Source organism: Bacillota bacterium, from assembly GCA_012842395.1.
Lineage (GTDB): Bacteria > Bacillota > SHA-98 > UBA4971 > UBA4971 > UBA6256.
The window spans coordinates 146,583-165,809 of the sequence record DUSX01000017.1 but is presented as its reverse complement, the minus strand read 5'-3'; the positions used below and the strand labels follow the sequence as shown (position 1 = coordinate 165,809).

The window sequence follows — 19,227 nt, the reverse complement described above, 5'->3', positions numbered from 1 at the left end:
GGGTGATGCAAGTCACGGCAGATACAATTCACCGTGAAAAGCTCGACGAAAGCCATGAAGGGGAAGAGTAGGCCGGATATGCCGTCCTAGAGAGCCAGGGCCGGTGGAATCCTGGTACGGCATGCCGGTTGAACCACACCCCTGAGCGCGGACCGAAACCAGTGCCGTTGCCTGCCTGGTGGGCCACGCGGCCCCCGACGGGGACCGGCGCGGGGAGTAGGCTCTGACGGGTTCCGCCCGTTAGCGCGGGGAGGTATAAGCCCTTGACTCGCGAGTTCGTGACGCTCGCAGCAACGCCGGCACCACGGCACGCGGCATCACCGTCATGGTGGTCCGCTGCGGCGTCGCTTGTCACGACGCGTCTTGTGCGTGACGCGTGACGGCGTGCGCCGGCTTCGTGTGCGTGCGCGCGGCTGTCGAGGCGGGGCCGTACCGGGAAATGAGCGGGTTACGGCTTTGTGCGGTAACCAATAAGGGTGGGACCACGGGAGAACGCCTCTCGTCCCTTGCGGGACGGGAGGCGTTTTTGCGCTAGTAGCGGGCTGAGGCGAGCAGGAGGGGCCGACGCACGCGGCCGCACGCACGGTGCGCGAGTGGGCGGCCCAAGCAGGGGACAAGACACGAGAGCCTGTTATTACCTGAAGAGAAGAAAGAGGAGGCAGTCACCAATGAACACGCAGAAGACCAGAAGGATTGTGCTGATCGCGGTGATGGCCGCGGTGCTTGCCTTTGCAGGCGTCACGAGCGCCGCGAGCGATGACTCGCTGGCTAAGGTCAAGGCAGCGGGTGTTCTCAGGATCGGGGTGGACGACGCGTTTCCACCGATGGAGTATCGCGATGACAAGGGCAAACTGATCGGGTTTGACGTGGATCTGGCGGACGAGATCGGGCGCCGCCTTGGGGTCGCCATAGAATGGGTGCCGGTCGCGTGGGACGGGGTAATCCTCGCGTTACAGTCAGGCAAGTTCGACATCATCCTATCCTCCATGACCATCACGAAGGAACGCGCGAAGCAGATAGATTTCAGCCCACCATACATTTGGGGCGCGCAGATCATAGTCGTCAGGGAAGGCGATAAGTCGATAAACACCGTAGCAGACCTCGCAGGCAAGGTGGTAGGGAGCCAGCTCGGAAGCACCGGTGAGATCGCCGCAAAGAAGATCGAGGGCATCAAGGAACTCAAGTTGTACGGCCAGTTCACAGAGGCGTTGACGGACCTCGCCATCGGGCGCCTACAGGCCGTGGTGGTGGACGAGTTCGTGGGCCGTTACTACATAACGAAGCGCCCGGGCGTGTACCGCGTGCTCCCTGAGCGGTTGGCAGAAGAAGAGGTGGGTATAGCCTTCCGCAAAGGAGATAATGCGCTGCGCGAGGCGGTGTGCGCGGCCGTCGAGGCGATAAAGGCGGACGGAACGTACTCGGCCATCTCCAAGAAGTGGTTCGGAGTGGACGTCCTTCGGAGGTAACGCGGCGCGGGATGCAAGGTGAGCCCGCGTTTCCGGGGTCGGCGTGATGTCAGGGAAGCGTGAGCAGGGCTGGACCGGCGGGCCGCGTCACGTCTGCAGCACACATGGCGTTATGGCGTGGCCCGCTGCGAACCGCTCGCCGCGCTCGGGAAGGCTGCGCAGGGCTGTCGTGGCCGTCGCGTTCGCGGCGGGAAGGCTCGTGAGCAGCTGAATGTGATTGACGTCAATGTGACGGAGGGAACGCGACATCCGTAACTCGCCGGGGCGATTCCGGGAAGCTGGACAGGACTGAGTGAGGAGCGAACGCATTATGGATTTCATGCTCATGGTGAAGCTTGTGCCGGTCCTAGTGAAAGGCGCCGCGATGACAATGGAGCTCACCTGCCTTGCGGTGGTGGTCGGGACTGCGCTCGGGCTCCCGATCGCATTGGCTCGCCTCTCGCGTCACCCGCTCCTCCGCGGGCCGGCGTCGCTCTACACGTGGTGGATGAGGGGGACGCCCCTCCTCATGCAGCTCTTCCTCATCTACTATGGGCTGCCACAGGTTGGGGTGACGCTGGATCCTTTTCCTGCAGCCGCGCTCGGGATGACGCTCAACGCGGCCGCGTACATAGCAGAGATCCTACGCGGCGGCATCCTGTCCATAGACAAAGGCCAGATGGAAGCCGCACGGTCGCTCGGGATGAGCTACATCCAAGCGATGAGGTGGGTTATCTTGCCGCAGGCCGTTCCGAGGATCATCCCGCCCATGGGCAATGAAGTCATCGCACGGCTCAAGGACTCGTCTCTCGTATCAACCATAGCCATGGTGGATCTCATGCGAGCCGCTCAACAGATGATCGCCACGACGTTTCGGCCGCTTGAGATCTTCTTTGCGGCCGGGGTCTTCTACCTTGTCATGACAACGGCCTTCACCGTGCTTTTCGGCTCATGGGAAAGGCGGCTTGCTGAACGGGGCAAGGAGAGAGTCCCAGCGATGGCGCGACTTCGGAGGGCACTCGCTAGTCTTGCAAGCGTGCGGGCGATATGGTAACATAACGATGGACTCAGCGCTCGAGAGTCGCTCGCTGCTGCCGGGCGGAGTTCACATGCGCTGCGTGGGGTTGGCGCCATTGGGGCCGTGCCTGGGTGTGCCGTGCGAGACAAGGCGGTATCGGCGGCAGGCAGGCGTGGAATGCGCGGCGCTGGTCGCAGCAAGGCTCGAAGAGGTTGGCTTCGGGCACATTTGGGGTCTGTCACAAGATCGCGAGGTCTTTACGCGCCTGTAGCTCAGGGGATAGAGCAACTGCCTTCTAAGCAGTGGGCCGCAGGTTCGATTCCTGCCAGGCGCGCCATTGTTTTCGGTGCGATGGCGCAGCACAGCGGGCGGGCGATGGTCGACCCCGGGTGAACCCGGGGTCTCTTGTTGCTGCCGGGTCGGTGTAGCGAGATATCCCCTGCCTCCGGAGGTCAACGAACGTGCACAGGGGTTTTTCGGCGGCTGAATCGCGAGTGGTCCTCGGCGGGGTCGTGGCGCTGCTCGCCATGTGCATTGCCGTGCTTCACATGCCCGCATATCTGCCATTGTTTGCCGGATTCTTCGGGTGCACGTGTCTTGCGGTGCGCCGTGGGTTCCATCCTAGGGCGCTGGCCCAAATGGCCGTGGACGGTGTCAGGAAGGCGATCCTCCCCATCGAGATGCTGGCGCTCATCGGGGTCCTGATGGGGCTTTGGAGGCTCAACGGGACCGCCGCGACCGTGGCCGTTTACGGCAGCGCCCTGGTGAAGCCCCGCTACTTCGCGCTGAGCGCCTTCATTCTGTGCGCGCTCGTCTCAATGGCCGTGGGCACCGCGAACGGGGCCGCGAGCATAATCGGGCTTCCGCTCATGATGTTGGGCCACGCATATCAGTTGTCCGAGGGACTACTTGCAGGCGCCGTGATCTCAGGAGTCTACCTCGGCGACCGGTCATCGCTGGTCTCGAGCGTGCTGCACATGGTGGCTCACCTCACCGGCAGCGATCCTCGGACGTTATTCCGGCGGCTCGCCATCACGCTCGTCCCGGCCATGGCCGTGTCTGTGCTGCTCTACTGGCTCATCCCAGCGGGCCACATGGACGGAGCGGGATCGCGCGATGTTGCAAGCGTCTTCCAGTTCGCAAACGGGGCTTTCCCCGCCCTCCTAGCAGCGCCGGCGCTCATGATTCTGCTCGCGGTGCTCAGGGTGCCCATCCTCGTGAACCTGGTTCTCAACGTCGTTGGAGCCGCGACCGTGGCCGTCGTCGTCCAGCACACATCGCCCGCGCTCGTCATCCGTACGGCTCTCTTCGGATGCCACGTGGCCGCCCCTTCGTCCGCCACTCCTGTAACGGTTGGGGGAGGGCTCGCGTCGATGGTTGGCGTCTTGCTCGTTCTGGTGTCGTCAACCGCCTTGTCCGGGGTATTGTCGGGGACTGGGATATTCGAGGCCGCGCTTGGGAAATGGCTCTCCAACTTTTCAAGCCCTCGCAGGCTCCTCATTGCGACCATGGGCTTCAGCATCGCGACCGGGATGGTTGCCGCAAACCAGGCGCTCTCAGTGGTCGTTCCGTGCACGCTCCTTGACCGCGTCTACCGTGAGAAGGGGTTGTCAAGACTCGCTCTCGCTCACGCGGTTTCCGACTCCGGCGTCATAGTTGCGCCCATTGTGCCGTGGAGCGTCGCAGCGCTTGGGCCCGCGGCGATCCTGGGCGTGTCACCTTCCGCATACATTCCGTACGCGTTCCTCTGCTGGGCGCTTCCTGTGGCGTCCGTTGCCTGGATTCTGTTAAGTCAAGGCAATTGCAGTGGGTTCTTGCCATCCCATTGTCAATCTCTTCGCTGCTGTGGTATGGTGGAGCGCGGACGGTGACAAACATGGTACTGCATGCTACGTGGATTCCATCCGGTACCTGCGATGACTTCGGGGAAGAGGGGGCACGCTCCAGTAGCGGGGGCGGGGGCGCGCCCAGTTTTGATGGGCGCCTTTTCGTATGGGGTGAATCGCCTGACCGCTTCCACGGAGAGGCCGGGATCGCGAAGTCCAGTAGGCGGCACAAAGGGTACGCGCGCCACCCCTTTCTTATGACGCGTGCCGAACTTGAGCTCGCCCTTGCAACGCTGTTGGAAGCTGCAGCGGGCATGCGCGATCTACCGAGCACAAGAGCTGCCAAGGTGCTCGCGCTCCTGCCGTCGCGGGACGGCAGGCCTGAGCCGTCGCCGTTGCTGCTGCGCGAGGCTTTCATGCTGCACGGTGAGGAAGGCTTCAGCCGACCACAGAATGGCGGCTTTGAGGCGCAGGGCGTTGTCACGTCCGGCCTGCCTCCAGCAGAGCATGCGGCCAGGAATGGCCAGGGGAGTGGCACTGGAGGCAAGCAGGGCAGGGCCGAAGAGACACCAGCAGGCGTAGACAGCGCCGCAGATAACGGCCAGACTCAGGCTGGTATCGAACCCAACGGCCGGAGGTCGGTGGGGCTTTACCGAGTAACAGGCGTGTCCCTGTCTGCGGCCGATGCCCTAAGCCTCCTTGCGGTCGTGCCGGAGGACGGCGACTCTCGTCCAGGGACGAGCGCAGCCCACATCGCTTTGGGCCCCGACTTCCGCTTTTGGGTGAAGGCGGCCAAGCTCGCCCTCGAATTTCTCGCAAGGCAAAGGCTGGTGCCGTGTATCGTGCCGGTCTCCGAAGGAGGAGATCAGCAGAAGGACGCGGCCGGCAGACTGGAAACCGGGCGCCAGGCCGCATCGATGGGCAGGTCGAAAGCGCGAGGAGAAGCCACGGTCCGCCGGACTGGGACCAGTACTGGTGCCGCTGTCAAGGTCGTTGACGCCTGCGCCGACGCGGCAAGGGCAAGAGCGAGGGCAGGATGGCGCCCGGCGCTGGACCTTCCCGCCGACGCGGTCCGCGTGCGGGAGCTCGCCCAGTCGATGCCCGGGCTCTGTCGCGCGTTCGTGGCCCCCGAGCGCCTGGTCCAGGCACGGCAGCCTGCCGCGTCGAACGGTCGGCCTCAAACCGCGGACGAAAGGGTGGATGAGGCTACTACGACTACGACCGCCGGGCGCATGCTTTCCTCCGGTGATGCTCTCCTGCAGAGTTTCCTGGACTCGACCATCGACGAAGCCGCACGTCGCTGGCTCTCCGAGGAACGGCGACGCCGCATGAGAGGTTTCCTCGGCAGCAGGGACTTGTGCATCGCGGAGGCTGCCATGAGAGCCGGCGTGTACAGGCATCCGTCAATGGCATGGCTGTATGCCCTTGGCGAAAGGCGTCCTTTCGTTGACAGGCCGGCGGCTGAGCTTGTGAAGCTGTGTGCTGACATAGAGCAGTGGCTGGTCGAAAGCGGTGGGAGCGGGACAGTCGGCGGATTTCGGACGTGTTTCCGGCTTCTGCCACCTGGAGGGGAGTCTGCGGTGGCGAGGGCTCCGGGAGCGGTGCCCTCGGCGTTGACGCCTGCTTCGGTATCGTCAGCAGAGATTGCTTACGCCGGCCAGCGTTCGATTTGTGCTGGTTATGATGTTGCCCACGACGATGTCTGGGCCGTTGAATACCTGCTGCAGGCGATCGACGACCCGAGCCTCGTGGTTCCGGCTGCGAGAGTTTGGCGCGAGAAGGGACGGGTGCTGGAGTTCCTGGGCCGCCGGTTCGAAAACCCCCAGGAGAGGCTCCTCGCCGACTTAGGGCGTGCTTCGCGCTTGTTCCCGGCGATAGAGGACAGCCTCAAGGCAGCCCGGCCTGAAGCTTGCTACCTTAGTACGGCCGAGGCATACTCGTTCCTGCGCGAGGTGGCTCCGTTGCTCGAGGAGAGCGGCTTCGGCGTCCTTGTGCCACCCTGGTGGGACCACAATCGCCGCAAGGCCGCACGTCTCGGTATCCACCTCAAGGTGCGGGCCCCGGCGTCGGCGTCCGCGTCGCCCGGGGCGGGTGCGCCCAGCAAATCCTATTTCGGCATGGACAGCCTGGTGGAATACGACTGGCAAATAGCCCTCGGCGACCAGGTCATGGATAAGGATGAATTCCGCCGCCTTGTGGCCCTGAAGGTTCCTCTCGTGCGCGTGAGGGGCGAGTGGGTCGAGATCCGTCGCGAAGACATCGAGGCTGCCATCAAGTTCTGGGACAGGCGGAGGAAGGCCGCGGTGCTGACCGTTGGCGAGGCGCTCGCCGCAGCCCTCCAGGCGGGGTCAGGGGATGGGCCTGGCCTGCCCGTAGTCCGCGTGGACGCGGACGGTTGGATGGGCGACCTTATCGGGCGCCTGGCCGCCAGCGAGAGAATCCAGGAACTCCCTCAGCCCTGCGGGTTCGCGGGGAGGTTGCGCCCCTACCAGGTGAGGGGCTACTCATGGCTGTCCTTCCTGAAAGAGTGGGGGATCGGGGCGTGCCTCGCCGATGACATGGGGCTCGGCAAGACCATCCAGGTGATAGCGCTCGTCCTCCGGGCGAAGGAGGAAGGTGCCCTCAGCGGCCCGGTGCTGCTTGTTTGCCCGACGTCGGTGGTGGGCAACTGGCGCCGGGAGATCGGGCGGTTCGGCCCGTCCCTGAAGGTTATGGTTCATCACGGCGCGGACAGGCTTTCAGGCCACGAATTCGCAGCTCAGGCGAGCGCCTGTGACGTGGTCATCACCACATACTCTCTCGTGCACCGTGACGAGAAGCATCTTGCCTGCGTTGAATGGCATGGCATAGTCCTGGACGAGGCGCAGAACATCAAGAACTCCGACACAAGACAGAGCCAGAGCGTGCGCAGGTTGAAGGCGGGGTTCAGGGTGGCCCTCACTGGGACTCCCATCGAGAACCGCCTGTCTGAGCTGTGGTCGATAATGGACTTTCTCAATCCTGGATACCTCGGCCCGGCGGCGGAGTTCCGGAGGAGGTTCGCTATCCCCATCGAGCGCTATCGGGATCGAGACCGGGCCGAGCTGCTGCGCCGCCTCGTGGGGCCGTTCATCCTTCGCAGGCTAAAGACGGATCCGCGGGTCATCCAGGACCTTCCGGAGAAGGAGGAGGTAAAGGTCTACTGTACGCTCACCAGGGAGCAGGCAACGCTCTACGAGGCCGTCGTAAGCGACATGCTCCAGGTCATCGAGACGACGTCAGGCATCGAGCGGCGCGGCGCGATCCTCGCCACCCTGCTCAAGCTAAAGCAGGTATGCAACCACCCTGCTCAGTTCCTGCGGGACAGGAGCGGCCTGGACGGGCGTTCGGGAAAGCTTGCGAGGCTTGCGGAGATGTTGGATGAGGTGGTGGCCGGAGGAAACCGGGCGCTCGTGTTCTCGCAGTTCGCCGAGATGGGCGCTATGCTCCGTGATTACCTCTGCAACAGGCTTGGGTGCGAGGTGGCGTTCCTCCACGGTGGGGTGCCGCAGAGGGCCAGGGACGAGATGGTGCAGCGGTTCCAGGATGACCCTGACGGCCCGCCGGTCTTCGTCCTGTCCCTGAAGGCGGGAGGACTTGGCCTCAATCTCACGCGGGCAAACTACGTATTCCATTTCGACAGGTGGTGGAACCCTGCGGTGGAGAATCAGGCTACCGACAGGGCGTTCCGCATCGGGCAGACCCAGAAGGTGCAGGTGTACAAGTTTATCTGTGCGGGCACGCTGGAGGAACGCATCGACGAAATGATCGAGGACAAGAAGCACCTGGCGGACGAAGTGATCGGAACGGGCGAGGAGTGGATAACCGAGATGTCCACGGACGAGCTACGCCATTTGCTCCTGCTGCGCACTGAAGCTGTAGCGGACGACGACTGACCTGACAAAGGACGGGTGATCGATGGCACGAAGCGGTGAGTTCGGAAAGAACTGGTGGGCGAGACGGTGGATCTCGGTGCTGGAGTCGTTCGGCTGGTCGAACCGCCTGCAGAGAGGGAGGTCATACGCTCGTTACGGGAACGTGCTTGAGGTGGTGGTCGCGCCCGGGGAGGTCAGGGCGAAGGTTCAGGGATCGAGGGCCCGTCCCTACAGGGTGACCATCAGGGTGAAGCCCCTTGACGACGCAGAATGGGAGAAGGTAACGTCAGCCATGGCGGAACAGGCGGTTTTTGCAGCACGCCTCTTGGCAGGCGAGATGCCGGAAAACATCGAGGAGGTTTTTACCCGGAACCGGGTCTCGCTGTTCCCTTCGTCCGGGCGGGATATCGTGACGACCTGCTCGTGTCCGGACTGGGCGAACCCCTGCAAGCACGTGGCGGCCGTGTACTATGTGCTCGGGCAGGAGTTCGACCGCGACCCGTTCTTGCTCTTCCTGCTCCGTGGGCGGAGCCGCGATGGGTTGATGGCCGCGTTGAGAGCCAAACGTATGCAGGCCGAGTGCCCTGGGGTGGACAGGAGGCCTTCCCCGAGACGCGCTGCCGCTCCGGCAAAACACGACTGTGCAGCCAGCCGCCAAGGGGCTGAAGGGGTTGGCGGTGGCTGCACAGGCACTTGGAGTGGCGCCGGGAATGGTGCCCGTGACGACGGCCAAGCTGTTCTGGAGGCGGTCTTCGCTTCCACCGAGGCTTTCTGGGCGGGCGATGTGCGCAAGGTCGAGGCTTTGCCAGTATCGGTGAGTCCTCCGGTGGTGCCAGGGGCGATCGCGAAACGCCTCGGCGTGCCTCGACCCTGGCGCAGCAGCCGCGACTTCGACGAAGGGAGGTTCGCGGTGGTGCTGGCGGACTACTACAAGACGGTGAGCCGGGAAGCCCTGAGCCTTGCTTACGATGGCGGCGGGAACGGCACCGGCATGACCGGCTGCGGTGAGAGAGCTGGCGGGGATGGCAATGCGGACGCCGGCGGTGATACAGGTGAACCGGCTCGCGGTGTATAATATTGTTAACTGCGCAGTGTTTGCTTCCGGGGCTCGGTCGATTGCCTCGAGAGACAGCTGATGCCACATCGCTACCGGATGGGAGTTGATAGGATGCCACGGCCGCCCAAGTGCAGGCGAGTGGAGTTCTTGCCGCAGGTAACCGTGTTCAAGCCTGCAGGGGTTCCCATGCGCGATCTGCGGGAGGAAGTGCTCTCCGTGGAGGAATTGGAGGCCGTCCGCCTGAAAGATCTCGAGGGGCTTGAACAGGAGGAGTGCGCCGAAAGGATGCAGGTCTCTCGACCGACATTCCAAAGGGTGCTTGTGTCCGCCAGGGAGAAGATCGCCAGGGCCCTCGTCGAAGGCGCGGCTATACGTGTGGAGGGCGGCAACTACCGAGTCGCGAAACGTGAGTTCCGATGCCGGGCGTGCGGTCACGAGTTTGAGGTGCCCTTCGGAACCGGGCAACGCGGAGTGGAGATCACGTGTCCTAGGTGTGGAGCTGGCGAGGTGCACCGGACCGACCAGAACGGCCACGGATTCGGAAACATGCCCTGGGGCCGTCATGGCAAGGGATGGGACCGCGAATGACTGGCCCCACAGGCCTGGGCTCAGGGCTGCCCGGTTTGGCAGGGACGCGCGGCATTATGCAGAACCACTGGTAGAGCACGTTCTTGCGTCCGCGCAAGGGCGAGAACGAGGGGGAGGGTCGTGACATGGGCCAGACGGACCAGGTTCCCGAGCTTCCGGAGATACGCAGGCGCGCGAAGGAGAGCATGCAAGGGATCTGCCGGGTGTGCCGAGTGTGCGACGGGACGGTGTGCGCAGGTGAGGTCCCGGGCATGGGCGGGATCGGCACGGGTGCCGGCTTCATCCGAAACGCAAGAGCCCTTGCCGACGTTAAGATCAACATGCGGGTCCTGCACGACGCAGCGGAGCCTGATCTCCGAACCACGCTGTTCGGGCTTGCCATCGAAATGCCGGTTCTGGGCGCGCCCGTGGCCGGCGTGAAGATCAACTTCCGCGGGCTCATGAGCGAGGCGGACTTTGCCGGGGCGATGGTGTTCGGCTGCCTCGATGCGGGCACCCTTGCGATGACCGGAGATGGTGGTCATCCCGAGGTGTTTGCATCAGGGATCACGGCTATTCGCGAAGCGGGCGGGCGTGGCATTCCCATAGTAAAACCTGGCCCGAACACCGACATCATTCGCAAGTTCAAGGCCGCAGAGGCTGCTGGAGCACCGGCCGTCGGAATCGACGTCGACGCGGCCGGCTTGGTGAATATGCGGCTTCTCGGCGCGCCCGTGGGGCCCAAGTCGCCGGAGGACATTCGGGAGCTCGTGCGGTCCACATCGCTGCCGCTCATTCTCAAAGGGATAATGACACCCGATGAGGCCGAGATGGCGTTGGAGTGCGGGGCAGCGGCGATCGTCGCGTCGAACCACGGCGGGCGTGCTCTCGACCACACGCCTGGAGTGGCCGAGGTGCTCCCCGCGATCGCCCGCGCGGTCAAAGGCAAGATCACGATCTTGGCGGACGGTGCGGTACGCACGGGCGTGGATGTCCTGAAGTACCTGGCCCTGGGCGCTGACGCGGTCCTGGTGGGCCGACCGCTCGCCATCGGTGCCTTCGGGGCTGGACGGACGGGCGTGGCCCGCACGCTTGCGGCCATTCGCGATGACCTGCGCATCGCCATGATCCTGACGGGAGCCCGCACGATCCGCGACATCGGCCCGCACGTGGTCTGGCGCTGAGCAAACCAGCATGTGACGCGGGTCACGGCAGCTCCACGATGTCCCCCTCGGATGGACCGAGGGCAAGCTCGAGTGCGCCGCCGGCCGCAGAGATGGGACGCTCCTGGCGCCAAGACCAGGCAGGTCGTCGCCGGGCGTTTTCTGCAGAGACGCGGATGCGGACCGCTTGTTGTTGCCGCCCGTGGTTTACGGCCACTATCGCCCTTCTCTCGGCCGACACGAACTCTTTGACCTCCACATCGGGGCCGCGATCGCACACGTGTGCGCCGTCGGGGAGGCCGGCGAGCTTACCCACGAGCGAGTAGACCGCATGGTAGGGCTGAGACTCGTCCTCGAACGCGTACGGGGTCGTGGCAAGGTAAAGCTCAAAGGGCATCGTTACGAGCACGGCGTGGCCCTGTCCATATTCGCTTACGACTATCCCCCGGCCGGACCCGTTCGCGTCTTCGGAACACCCGGAGACGGCCAGGTGCTTCCTCGCCAGGATGGGGGGAACCGGCTTCGGCAGCGGGCCTGAGAGCACGGGGCCGCTACCCGGCAAGCTCAGCGACCAGGTGTCGCCCTGCGGCACGCTCGAAGAGACCACTCCCACACGAAAGAGCTCCCCGAGGCCGTCCACGGCTAGGCCGTCGTATGAGCAGTACAACGTTCCGCCCGCTTCAACGAACGCTTTGAGCGCCGCGAAGTCCGTCACATTCAGCGTGCCGCGGCGCGTGGCGCACGGCACGAAGAGAGCCCGGTACCCGTGGGCGGCATCACCCAGCTGCTCTGGGGTCACGAAAGCCACGTCCATCCCGGCGCGCTTGGCCAGGATGAACGACGCGAACAAGGCAGCCGCATTTCGGAGAGGCCCGTTTTCTTCGTCCGGGTTGTCGTAGTACCGTTTGGGCACGAGTATGGCCGCGCGGGCCGGCGCCGGAGACAGCTCCGCGATGCGTGCGGCCCTCGTGACGCGGGCGAAGGACGCAAGCGCCTCGCCCTTCGGTTTCACTCGTCCGTCCGCGGCGGTTATTCCGAACCCCACTTCGTAAGGGGTGGAGTCGTACGGAAGGCGGTCCTGCCGTTTGAAGTCGCCGAAGCACCACGCGAGGGCGCCTGTCACACCATTCGCGAGCGCGCTGTAAAGGGCAGCCGAAAAGAATCTGCCTTCGACATCTTCGGAGGCCATCTGCGTGGATGAGCCGAATTCCTCCAAAAGAACCCTTTTCCCTCCGAGACCCTCGGTGAGCTTGCAAGCGAACGACGTGAAGTAACTGCTGCGCAGGCTGTCGAGAGGCTCGGGGCACAGAGGTGTGTACGAAGGGTACGGGTGCATGCAAAGAAAGTCGCATGCCTCGGCCACATCGCCGAGCCGGAACGGCCCGGGAGTGAAGATGGACCAGGCGTGAGTTCCCAAAGTCACCGGGTGGACGGGGTCGTGGGCTTTGATCTCCCGGTAGAGAACGTACGTCCACAACCACGCGGCGTCCACTGAGCGGGGTTTACAGAAGACGTCGGGTTCGTTGGCGAGGTCCCAGAAGAGGATCGCCTGCTCGTCGCGGTAGCGCCTGGCGAACTCACCCACGAGCCTCACCTGGGCCCGCAACATGCCGGGGTCGCTGTATGGATCGCGGTCGCGCCGCCACGGCACGTCCCAGTTCTCGCCGCTCATGTGGCCCGTGAAAAACGTGGGAATCAGCCTGATGCCGTGGCGGCGGGCGATCTGCACCAGTGTCTCGAACTTGGTCATTGCGTCCTCGGATATCGTGTCCGGGTTGGGCTGAAAGTCCTCCCATAGCAGGAAAACCCTGCAGGAATTGAGGGAGAGTGCTGCCATCTGCGCGAATTCGGTTTCGATAGACTCCGGATTCCACTCCTTCCACATGTGGACCCCGGTCTCGCGCGGCCAGTAGTTCACCCCGCAAATGAAATCGTCCATTGTCATACCTCCGCATCTATCCGTGTGTCGACATGTCGATAGCGCGCCCATCATGCGATGCGCGAACGCGTGTGCGTGCGTATCTTTCTCACGCCGATGCGAATGCTGGCGCACGCCGGCATCCCTTGAGGCTCACCCCTTGAGACCGGTCAAGGATATGCCCTCGATGAAGTAGCGTTGGGCCAGGAAAAACGTGACGAGCATCGGCACGGCAAGCACCGTGGACATGGCCATGAGCCAGTGCCACTGCGGCGCCTCATTCACGCCGCCCATGAACAGGTACATTCCGAGTGTAAGCGTATACTTGCTCATGCTGTTGAGGTAAATCAGCGGCCCCAGGAAGTTGTTCCAGTACCCTCGGAAGGCGAACACGGCCACTGCCAGGAGGGCCGGCTTGATCTGCGGGAGCATAACATGGGCGAAGGTCTGCAGCACATTGGCGCCGTCGATCTTCGCGGCCTCTTCGAGATCCCGCGGCACTCCCATGAAGAACTGGCGCAGGAGGAACACGTAAAATGGCCCCCACGCTGTCCACGCTGGCAGCACCAGAGGGTCGAAAGTATCCAGGAGCTTGAGGTTCCGCCAGATCATGTATGTCGGGATGAGGGTCACATGGTATGGCAACATCATCGTGGAAAGCAGTATGAAGAACAGTGCGTTCCGGCCAGGGAAGGAGTAGCGCGCGAACCCGTACGCCACAAGTGTGCAGCTCGTGATCTCCGCGAACATCCCGAGAACCGTCACAAAGACCGTGTTCGCCAGGTACCGGCCGAAGGGCACCGCTCTCCAGGCATCCAGGTAGTTGTGCCATTGCGGAGGGATGGGCAGCCACACCGGCGGGTAAGCGAAGACGTCCTGGAGCTCCTTGAGAGAGCTCGAGACCATCCAGAAGAACGGCACCAGGAGCACAACGGCCCCGGCGATGACCACGACGTACGCGGCCGTCCTTGATGCCACCGCTTTCGCGCGCCGCACACGCCTTGCCCGCTGTGCAACGACCAGTGTGGTTTCGAGCCTTGCGGTCATTTTCGCACCTCCGCTTCGTAATACACCCACGCCGTTGAGGAGCGGAAGACGAGCAGGGTAAGGGCGAGAATGATAACGAAGAGCACCCAGGCTATGGCCGAAGCCTCACCCATTCTCAGCTGAAGGAAGCCCCGTTCATACACGAGCTGGTTCATGAACCGCCCGGCCGCGGAGGTCGGTCGTGCGAACATGGCCACGGTAAAGATCTGCAGTGCGCCGATTATGCCCATGATTATCTGCAGAAGCACCACTGGCGAGATCTGCGGGAAGGTCACGTTCCAGAACTTTGCAAACGAGCCTGCCCCATCGATCTCAGCGGCCTCATAGAACACCCTGGGGACGTTCTTGATCGCTGCGAGGAAGACCACCATGTTTATGCCGAACACGCCCCACACGCTCATGATTACGAACGCGGGGAGAACGAACCTCGGGTCTCCGAACCAATCAGGGTTCTGCAGGCCGATCAGGCGAAAGATGGGGCCGAGCACCGCGTTGAGCAGGCCCGCCTCGCTGTTGAAGATCCACCTCCAGAGCAAGGCCACCGAGACCTCCGGGAGGACCGCGGGCAGGTAATAGATGGTGCGGAAGATGCCTATGCCACGGATGTCGGCGGAAAGGAGCAGCGCAACGAGCAGGGAGCCCGCCACCCCCACGGGAACGCTGAGGAACGCGTACGCGAGCGTGAGCTTCACGGAAGGCCAAAAATCGAGTATATCGGAAAAGAGCCACCTGTAATTCTCGAGGCCCACCCACTTGGGCGGGTTGAAAAGGTCGTATGACGTGAAGCTCAAGCCCAGGGACGCGAGGATGGGTCCGGCCGTGAACACGAGAAATCCCGCGAGCCAAGGGGTTATGAGTGCGTATCCCGCGGCGGTCTCCTCGCGGGCGCGCGCGAGCCTGAGCGCACCATACACCCCGAGGCACAACAGGCACATCGCGACGAAAGTCAGAAGATAGCGCGCAAGTGTCCCCAGGTAAATGCCGCTTTCCACTTCACACCCCCTCCTTCGGCGCGGCTAAGTCGCAAGTACCATCACGCGCCCGAATAGTCACGGTCCGCTTGGGAGGTGGCTGCCGGCGCCGCCACGTGCGCCGCGCTCAAGCGCCGGCAGCCCACGGTCATGGTGAGAGCGAGCAGCCCTCTGACAGGCCGAACGCGGGAACGACGATCTCGGAACGGTTACTTGCCGAGCGTCCTCTCCAGCAACGGCCGGACGCGCTTCGCAAGCTGCTCCGCAGTGCCTCTCCCGTTCAGGAGCGGGTCAGCAAACTGGTTCCAGAAGATGCTGTCCCATTCCGCATAGTTGGGGAATATCCTGAAACTTCGCGTGTCCTCCATAGCGGCCACGATCGCGTCGATGGAGTGCTTCTTCTCAGGCTTCAGCTTAAGCAGCATTTCCCTGGTCGCGAGGGACTTGCGAGGCGGAACGACCTTCCAATGGTGGATCGCGTCCGACAAGTCCAGGAACGCCTCAAACGCGACGTCAGGGTTCTTTGTCTTCGCGTTGATGGCCATGCCCGCCATCCACATGAAGCTCGCCCGCTTGCCCGACGGCCCCTTCGGGATCAGGAACGCTTGGGATCTGAACGACGGTTTGTAGTCGAGGTCGTCAGCGGCCCCGCCCATGAACATGGCCACTTGCTGGTTACGGTACATGGTATCGAACCCGCGGTCCCTGATGACGGACAGCGGCGGTGCCACGTGGTACTTGCTCATGAGATCGACATAGAATTGAGCGCCTTTTATGGCCTGCGGCGAGTCAACAGGGCAGGACTTGAAGTCAGGGCTGATGACGTCTCCACCGGCCTGCCAGATGAACATCTGCACGGGCGGCCAGCCGTTCAGCGTGAATCCCCATTGCTGGACGTTGGCAGGGTCGAAGCCCGGGTCATCCGGATGCTTGCCGTTCTTGTCGATGGTAAGCGTCTTCGCAACCGACAGGAACTTGTCCCAGTCCCACGTCTCATCCGGATAGGAAAGGCCGGCCTTGTCAAAGAGATCGAGATTCGCGTAGAGCATGACGGGCTGGTTGATCCACGGAAGCCCGTAGATCTTGCCCTCGTAGGTCATTCGCTCCAGGGACGAAGGGAAATAGTCGTCAAGGTTGGCTGCTGGGTGTTTGGAAGCCTTCACCCGCGCGGTGATGTCCATCATCGTACCCTTCTGAGCGAGGCTGGGCACGTACTCTTGCGCGATCCAGAAGAGGTCGGCGCCGGTCTCAGCCGCAAGTGTGGTGGTGAGCTTCGTCATGTATTCCGCGGGGCTCGATTCCTGCACGATCTCGTAGGTGCTGGACTTCGCGTTGAGCTGGTCCAGGATGGCCTGCAGCTCCTTTGCCTCCTCCACGCCTGCCCATGTCGCGAGCCGGATCCTCACCTTGGATGCGGCGAGCCCCTCCTGGGTCCCGCCTACCACTACACATGTCATGAAAAGGAGAACTCCGAACAGCAGCACTAGACCACGTACGCGACTTGACATTTCATTCTCCCTCCCTGCATGCCTTGGGCGTTTTCGGGTTTGAACGCCATGGGACCGTCAAACGGCGGCGCGGTATCGTTCTTGTCCTGTTTCATCACCTCCCCACAACCGTGACGCACATCAAGTCCCTCCGAACGAGTGCCGCCCGTCACTTTGGGCGCGTCACCAGTTTGCAGCATCCACCAGGGGCTATCGAGATCTCGACGCGGCCCCCGTTCGCAGTCAGCTCTCCGGCATGCTCCCAAGAGGCCACCGTCTCCGGCCGCGCCTGCGGCCGGTAAACCCCTGCATCGACCGCCACTGGAGCGAGCCGGAAGACATCCACCGGACACGCGCGGGCGCAGATTTGCGGCGCAAGGTCCACCGTGCCTTCGAACGCCCTCGGCGTGGGGTTGAACACCAGGACGGATCTCGGCGTCGTGTGGTCGGCGAATGGCTGGTCCCAGTCCAAAAGATCCAGGAAGACCACGTCCACGTGTGGGTCGGAGGCCTTCGCGAATGCCTCGAACATGAGGTACAGCCACAGGACTTCGCCGGCCCCGTATATCTCCTTTCCCACGTAGCCGGTGGAGTCAGGCAGCTCCAACGTGCCAATGTTCTCGTACGGAATGTGAGGGCAGCGCGCCCCCGTCCGCTCGGATTCTGGGAGGAATGGATCGAAGTAACAAAGGTTGTTCCATCGTTGCAGATGGAGGATCTTGAGGAGCGCGGGATTGAAGCCGCCGTTTTTGAGCAGAGGCAGCCACGGAAGAATGGACTCGACGTTCTCCTTGAAAGCTGGATATAGGATGGACGCGCACGCCTGGAATAACCCGCGGGTGTGGTATCCGCCGCGGCTGCGCGCGACGTCGTCGTACCAGTAAAGCATCCGCAACTGGGCCCGGACGAGGTCTCGCGAGACGCGCGTGAGAGAGGGGTCGTGGAGGAGCGACGCGAGCTCCGCCGCGGCTAGGGCCCCGAAGGCGAATTGCTGGGGCTCGTGATAAAGCGCGTCAAGGGGCAGTCGCGTCATTGTGAGAAGCGCCTCGTTCGCCTCGGCCAGGAACTCCTCGCGCCCGCTTGCGCGAAACCCGAGTATTGCCCCGTACGCGTACAGTCCTGCGACGGAATAGTTCGTGCCCGAGTCCACGGGGGAGCCGGTCGCGGGATCGTAGAAAAGGGGGAAGATGTAACGCACGTTGCGGGCATAGCGCCTCGCGCCATCAAGGGCTTCGAGGAACATGCGGCGAAGCGCCGAAGCGTCCGCCGCTGCCGAAGGCGCGAGGCCCGCCGGACGGCACGAATTCACCGTTGCATGCCACGTCTCCAAGAGGCGAGTGATCCACGGCCACTTTATGAGGCCGTTTTCGAAGAAGTACCAGGTGTCCACCTTCTCCTGGCCGCGTGCGTGTGGATGGTTGTTGCTGATGAAACCGATGTCCTCTCTGAAGAAGTGAGGAAGCGTCGCCACCAGGCGGTCGAGATAGCTGGATAGGTCCGTCGCCGGGACGGGCATGCGCGTGCCGTCGGTCGCGTCGGCTCGACCCGGGAGCGCCCGGACATAGTGCATGAGAGGCCAGAGCACGTCAGCCTGGGTCATGAGCTCGAACGACTTCGGCTCAGTCCACTGACGCGAGCTTGACCGAACGTACGCGGGGTGCCCCCACACCCCCTCAACCTCGGTCTGGCACGCAGGATCGTGCACAAGCTCGTCCAGGGCTGCCGACGCCATCTCTCGCCACGGACATGCGCAGACCTGCGTACCGCCATGCGCGTGCGTCCGGGTGCTGAGGTGCGCGGCGCGCGTCGTTCCCTTGGCATCGAGGTCTCCGAGGCCCTCCTCGTCCGAAAGAAAGAGGACGGAGATGCTGTCCACCAGCGTGGCCAAGGCGTCCCACTGTGAAGGGATCTCACGGCGATAGCGCTGACAAATCGAATACCGGAACACATGGTCGCCGGCGGGGAACAGCCGGCCGTGATAATGGTCGGCGAAAAGGCCTACGCCGAACCGCTCCTTGTGCGGTCCGCCCAGCTTGCTGGAGCAAAGGTAGTCCTCGAACCTCGCCAGGTTGTCCCTGGACATCCACCTCATGGAGGTCATGTCGTAGTAAAGCACGACCTCGGCGCGGCGGACGGGGTCGTAACAATACACCGCGGGACAATCGTTTCCCCGCATACCGGTGCAGTTCCTCGTCGGGTTCGAGATGACCACTCTGCGCCACTCGTGGTTTTGACGCTCGTTCATGGTGGCGTACTCCGAGATCCACAGCACGAGCTCCGGCTCTATGGATGGAGAGTGCTGGAGGACGAGCGGCCTCTTCAGGTGTACGACCACGGACACGTGGATCCACGGGTCGCCCGGGGCTACGGAGACCTCCGCGTCGAAGGGATATCGCATCTCCTCCAGCTCGACGCTGCAGGCGGCTCCGGTCAACGATGGGCGCGGCTCGATATCGCTGCGACGCTCGTCCGGGGCGTGCCTCCATGTATACCCCAGGCCGGTGCCGGAGAACACCACGGCCCGGCGGCTGCCCCCGCACGAGGGCCCGGAGTCCTCGAGCCGATATGAGGACGGCGCGAGGTCGAAACTCGCCCCGCCCACGAGCACGTTGGGAAGGCCGGCGACAACATGCCATCCGGACCCGTCGTGGACCCTGGTGGTAAAGCGCAGCCTTCCATCGCTTCCGCGCTCGAAAACCATTTGGTGCCCGGACGACGTGACGACCGGGCCTGACGGGGTATCGTACACGCCGGTGTCGCGCTCTGACAACTCGTGCAAGCAACGGTACTCCATCTGCTCACGCCCCCGTTTTCCCTTGTCGTGCCTGATCTTGC

13 protein-coding genes and 1 tRNA gene are annotated in these 19,227 nt (G+C 63.4%); 8 read left to right on the top strand and 6 right to left on the bottom strand.

Annotated features, from left to right (window positions below; genetic code table 11):
• Positions 1 to 668: 668 nt before the first annotated feature.
• The 8 genes from GX515_05760 (at position 669) to GX515_05725 (ending at position 10,990) form a co-directional block, all read left to right on the top strand.
• Entirely contained in the window at positions 669 to 1,466 is a 798-nt protein-coding gene (locus GX515_05760; protein HHY32523.1) for an amino acid ABC transporter substrate-binding protein, read from the top strand.
• A 310-nt stretch (positions 1,467 to 1,776) separates the two neighbouring features.
• Positions 1,777 to 2,499, top strand: a complete 723-nt coding sequence (locus GX515_05755; GenBank protein ID HHY32522.1) for an amino acid ABC transporter permease — start codon at positions 1,777 to 1,779, stop codon at positions 2,497 to 2,499.
• Positions 2,500 to 2,724: 225 nt separating this feature from the next.
• Positions 2,725 to 2,800, top strand: a tRNA-Arg gene (locus GX515_05750).
• A 124-nt stretch (positions 2,801 to 2,924) separates the two neighbouring features.
• The gene (locus tag GX515_05745; protein ID HHY32521.1) at positions 2,925 to 4,334 is read left to right on the top strand and encodes a hypothetical protein; all 1,410 of its coding nucleotides are present in this window, start codon (positions 2,925 to 2,927) and stop codon (positions 4,332 to 4,334) included.
• Entirely contained in the window at positions 4,331 to 8,203 is a 3,873-nt protein-coding gene (locus tag GX515_05740; GenBank protein HHY32520.1) for a DEAD/DEAH box helicase, read from the top strand. The genes GX515_05745 and GX515_05740 overlap by 4 nt, the downstream gene beginning before the upstream one ends.
• A 22-nt stretch (positions 8,204 to 8,225) precedes the next feature.
• Entirely contained in the window at positions 8,226 to 9,257 is a 1,032-nt protein-coding gene (locus GX515_05735; protein ID HHY32519.1) for a hypothetical protein, read from the top strand.
• Between the two features lie 93 nt (positions 9,258 to 9,350).
• Positions 9,351 to 9,827 (top strand): DUF134 domain-containing protein, encoded by a 477-nt coding sequence (locus GX515_05730; GenBank protein ID HHY32518.1) that lies wholly within the window; start codon positions 9,351 to 9,353, stop codon positions 9,825 to 9,827.
• A 125-nt stretch (positions 9,828 to 9,952) separates the two neighbouring features.
• Positions 9,953 to 10,990 carry an alpha-hydroxy-acid oxidizing protein gene (locus GX515_05725; GenBank protein HHY32517.1) on the top strand — a complete coding sequence of 346 codons (1,038 nt, stop codon included), beginning with the start codon at positions 9,953 to 9,955 and terminating at the stop codon, positions 10,988 to 10,990.
• Positions 10,991 to 11,012: 22 nt separating this feature from the next.
• Here GX515_05725 and GX515_05720 read toward each other — a convergent pair whose 3' ends face one another.
• From GX515_05720 to GX515_05695, 6 genes are all read right to left on the bottom strand, one after another.
• Positions 11,013 to 12,908 carry a cellulase family glycosylhydrolase gene (locus GX515_05720; GenBank protein ID HHY32516.1) on the bottom strand — a complete coding sequence of 632 codons (1,896 nt, stop codon included), beginning with the start codon at positions 12,906 to 12,908 and terminating at the stop codon, positions 11,013 to 11,015.
• Positions 12,909 to 13,040: 132 nt separating this feature from the next.
• A complete protein-coding gene (locus tag GX515_05715) occupies positions 13,041 to 13,934 on the bottom strand; it encodes a carbohydrate ABC transporter permease (GenBank protein ID HHY32515.1) in 894 nt (297 codons plus the stop codon).
• On the bottom strand, positions 13,931 to 14,869 hold the full coding sequence (locus GX515_05710; GenBank protein ID HHY32514.1) for a sugar ABC transporter permease: 939 nt from the start codon (positions 14,867 to 14,869) through the stop codon (positions 13,931 to 13,933). The genes GX515_05715 and GX515_05710 overlap by 4 nt, the downstream gene beginning before the upstream one ends.
• Before the next feature lie 245 nt (positions 14,870 to 15,114).
• Complete coding sequence (locus GX515_05705) at positions 15,115 to 16,413, bottom strand: sugar ABC transporter substrate-binding protein (GenBank protein ID HHY32513.1); 1,299 nt, start codon at positions 16,411 to 16,413, stop codon at positions 15,115 to 15,117.
• Positions 16,389 to 16,532, bottom strand: coding sequence for a hypothetical protein (locus GX515_05700; protein ID HHY32512.1), 144 nt, complete (start codon positions 16,530 to 16,532; stop codon positions 16,389 to 16,391). Before GX515_05700 ends, GX515_05705 begins: the two co-directional genes overlap by 25 nt.
• A gap of 29 nt (positions 16,533 to 16,561) precedes the next feature.
• On the bottom strand, positions 16,562 to 19,186 hold the full coding sequence (locus GX515_05695; GenBank protein ID HHY32511.1) for a hypothetical protein: 2,625 nt from the start codon (positions 19,184 to 19,186) through the stop codon (positions 16,562 to 16,564).
• Positions 19,187 to 19,227: the final 41 nt, after the last annotated feature.

Excerpts from the sequence above, each read along its gene's own strand:
- GX515_05730 (HHY32518.1), top strand. The coding sequence starts at position 9,351 with ATGCCACGGCCGCCCAAGTGCAGGCGAGTGGAGTTCTTGCCGCAGGTA.
- GX515_05735 (HHY32519.1), top strand. The coding sequence starts at position 8,226 with ATGGCACGAAGCGGTGAGTTCGGAAAGAACTGGTGGGCGAGACGGTGG.
- GX515_05705 (HHY32513.1), bottom strand. The coding sequence starts at position 16,413 with ATGTCAAGTCGCGTACGTGGTCTAGTGCTGCTGTTCGGAGTTCTCCTT.
- GX515_05720 (HHY32516.1), bottom strand. The coding sequence starts at position 12,908 with ATGGACGATTTCATTTGCGGGGTGAACTACTGGCCGCGCGAGACCGGG.
- GX515_05710 (HHY32514.1), bottom strand. The coding sequence starts at position 14,869 with ATGTGCCTGTTGTGCCTCGGGGTGTATGGTGCGCTCAGGCTCGCGCGC.
- GX515_05760 (HHY32523.1), top strand. The coding sequence starts at position 669 with ATGAACACGCAGAAGACCAGAAGGATTGTGCTGATCGCGGTGATGGCC.
- GX515_05695 (HHY32511.1), bottom strand. The coding sequence starts at position 19,186 with ATGGAGTACCGTTGCTTGCACGAGTTGTCAGAGCGCGACACCGGCGTG.
- GX515_05755 (HHY32522.1), top strand. The coding sequence starts at position 1,777 with ATGGATTTCATGCTCATGGTGAAGCTTGTGCCGGTCCTAGTGAAAGGC.
- GX515_05725 (HHY32517.1), top strand. The coding sequence starts at position 9,953 with ATGGGCCAGACGGACCAGGTTCCCGAGCTTCCGGAGATACGCAGGCGC.
- GX515_05715 (HHY32515.1), bottom strand. The coding sequence starts at position 13,934 with ATGACCGCAAGGCTCGAAACCACACTGGTCGTTGCACAGCGGGCAAGG.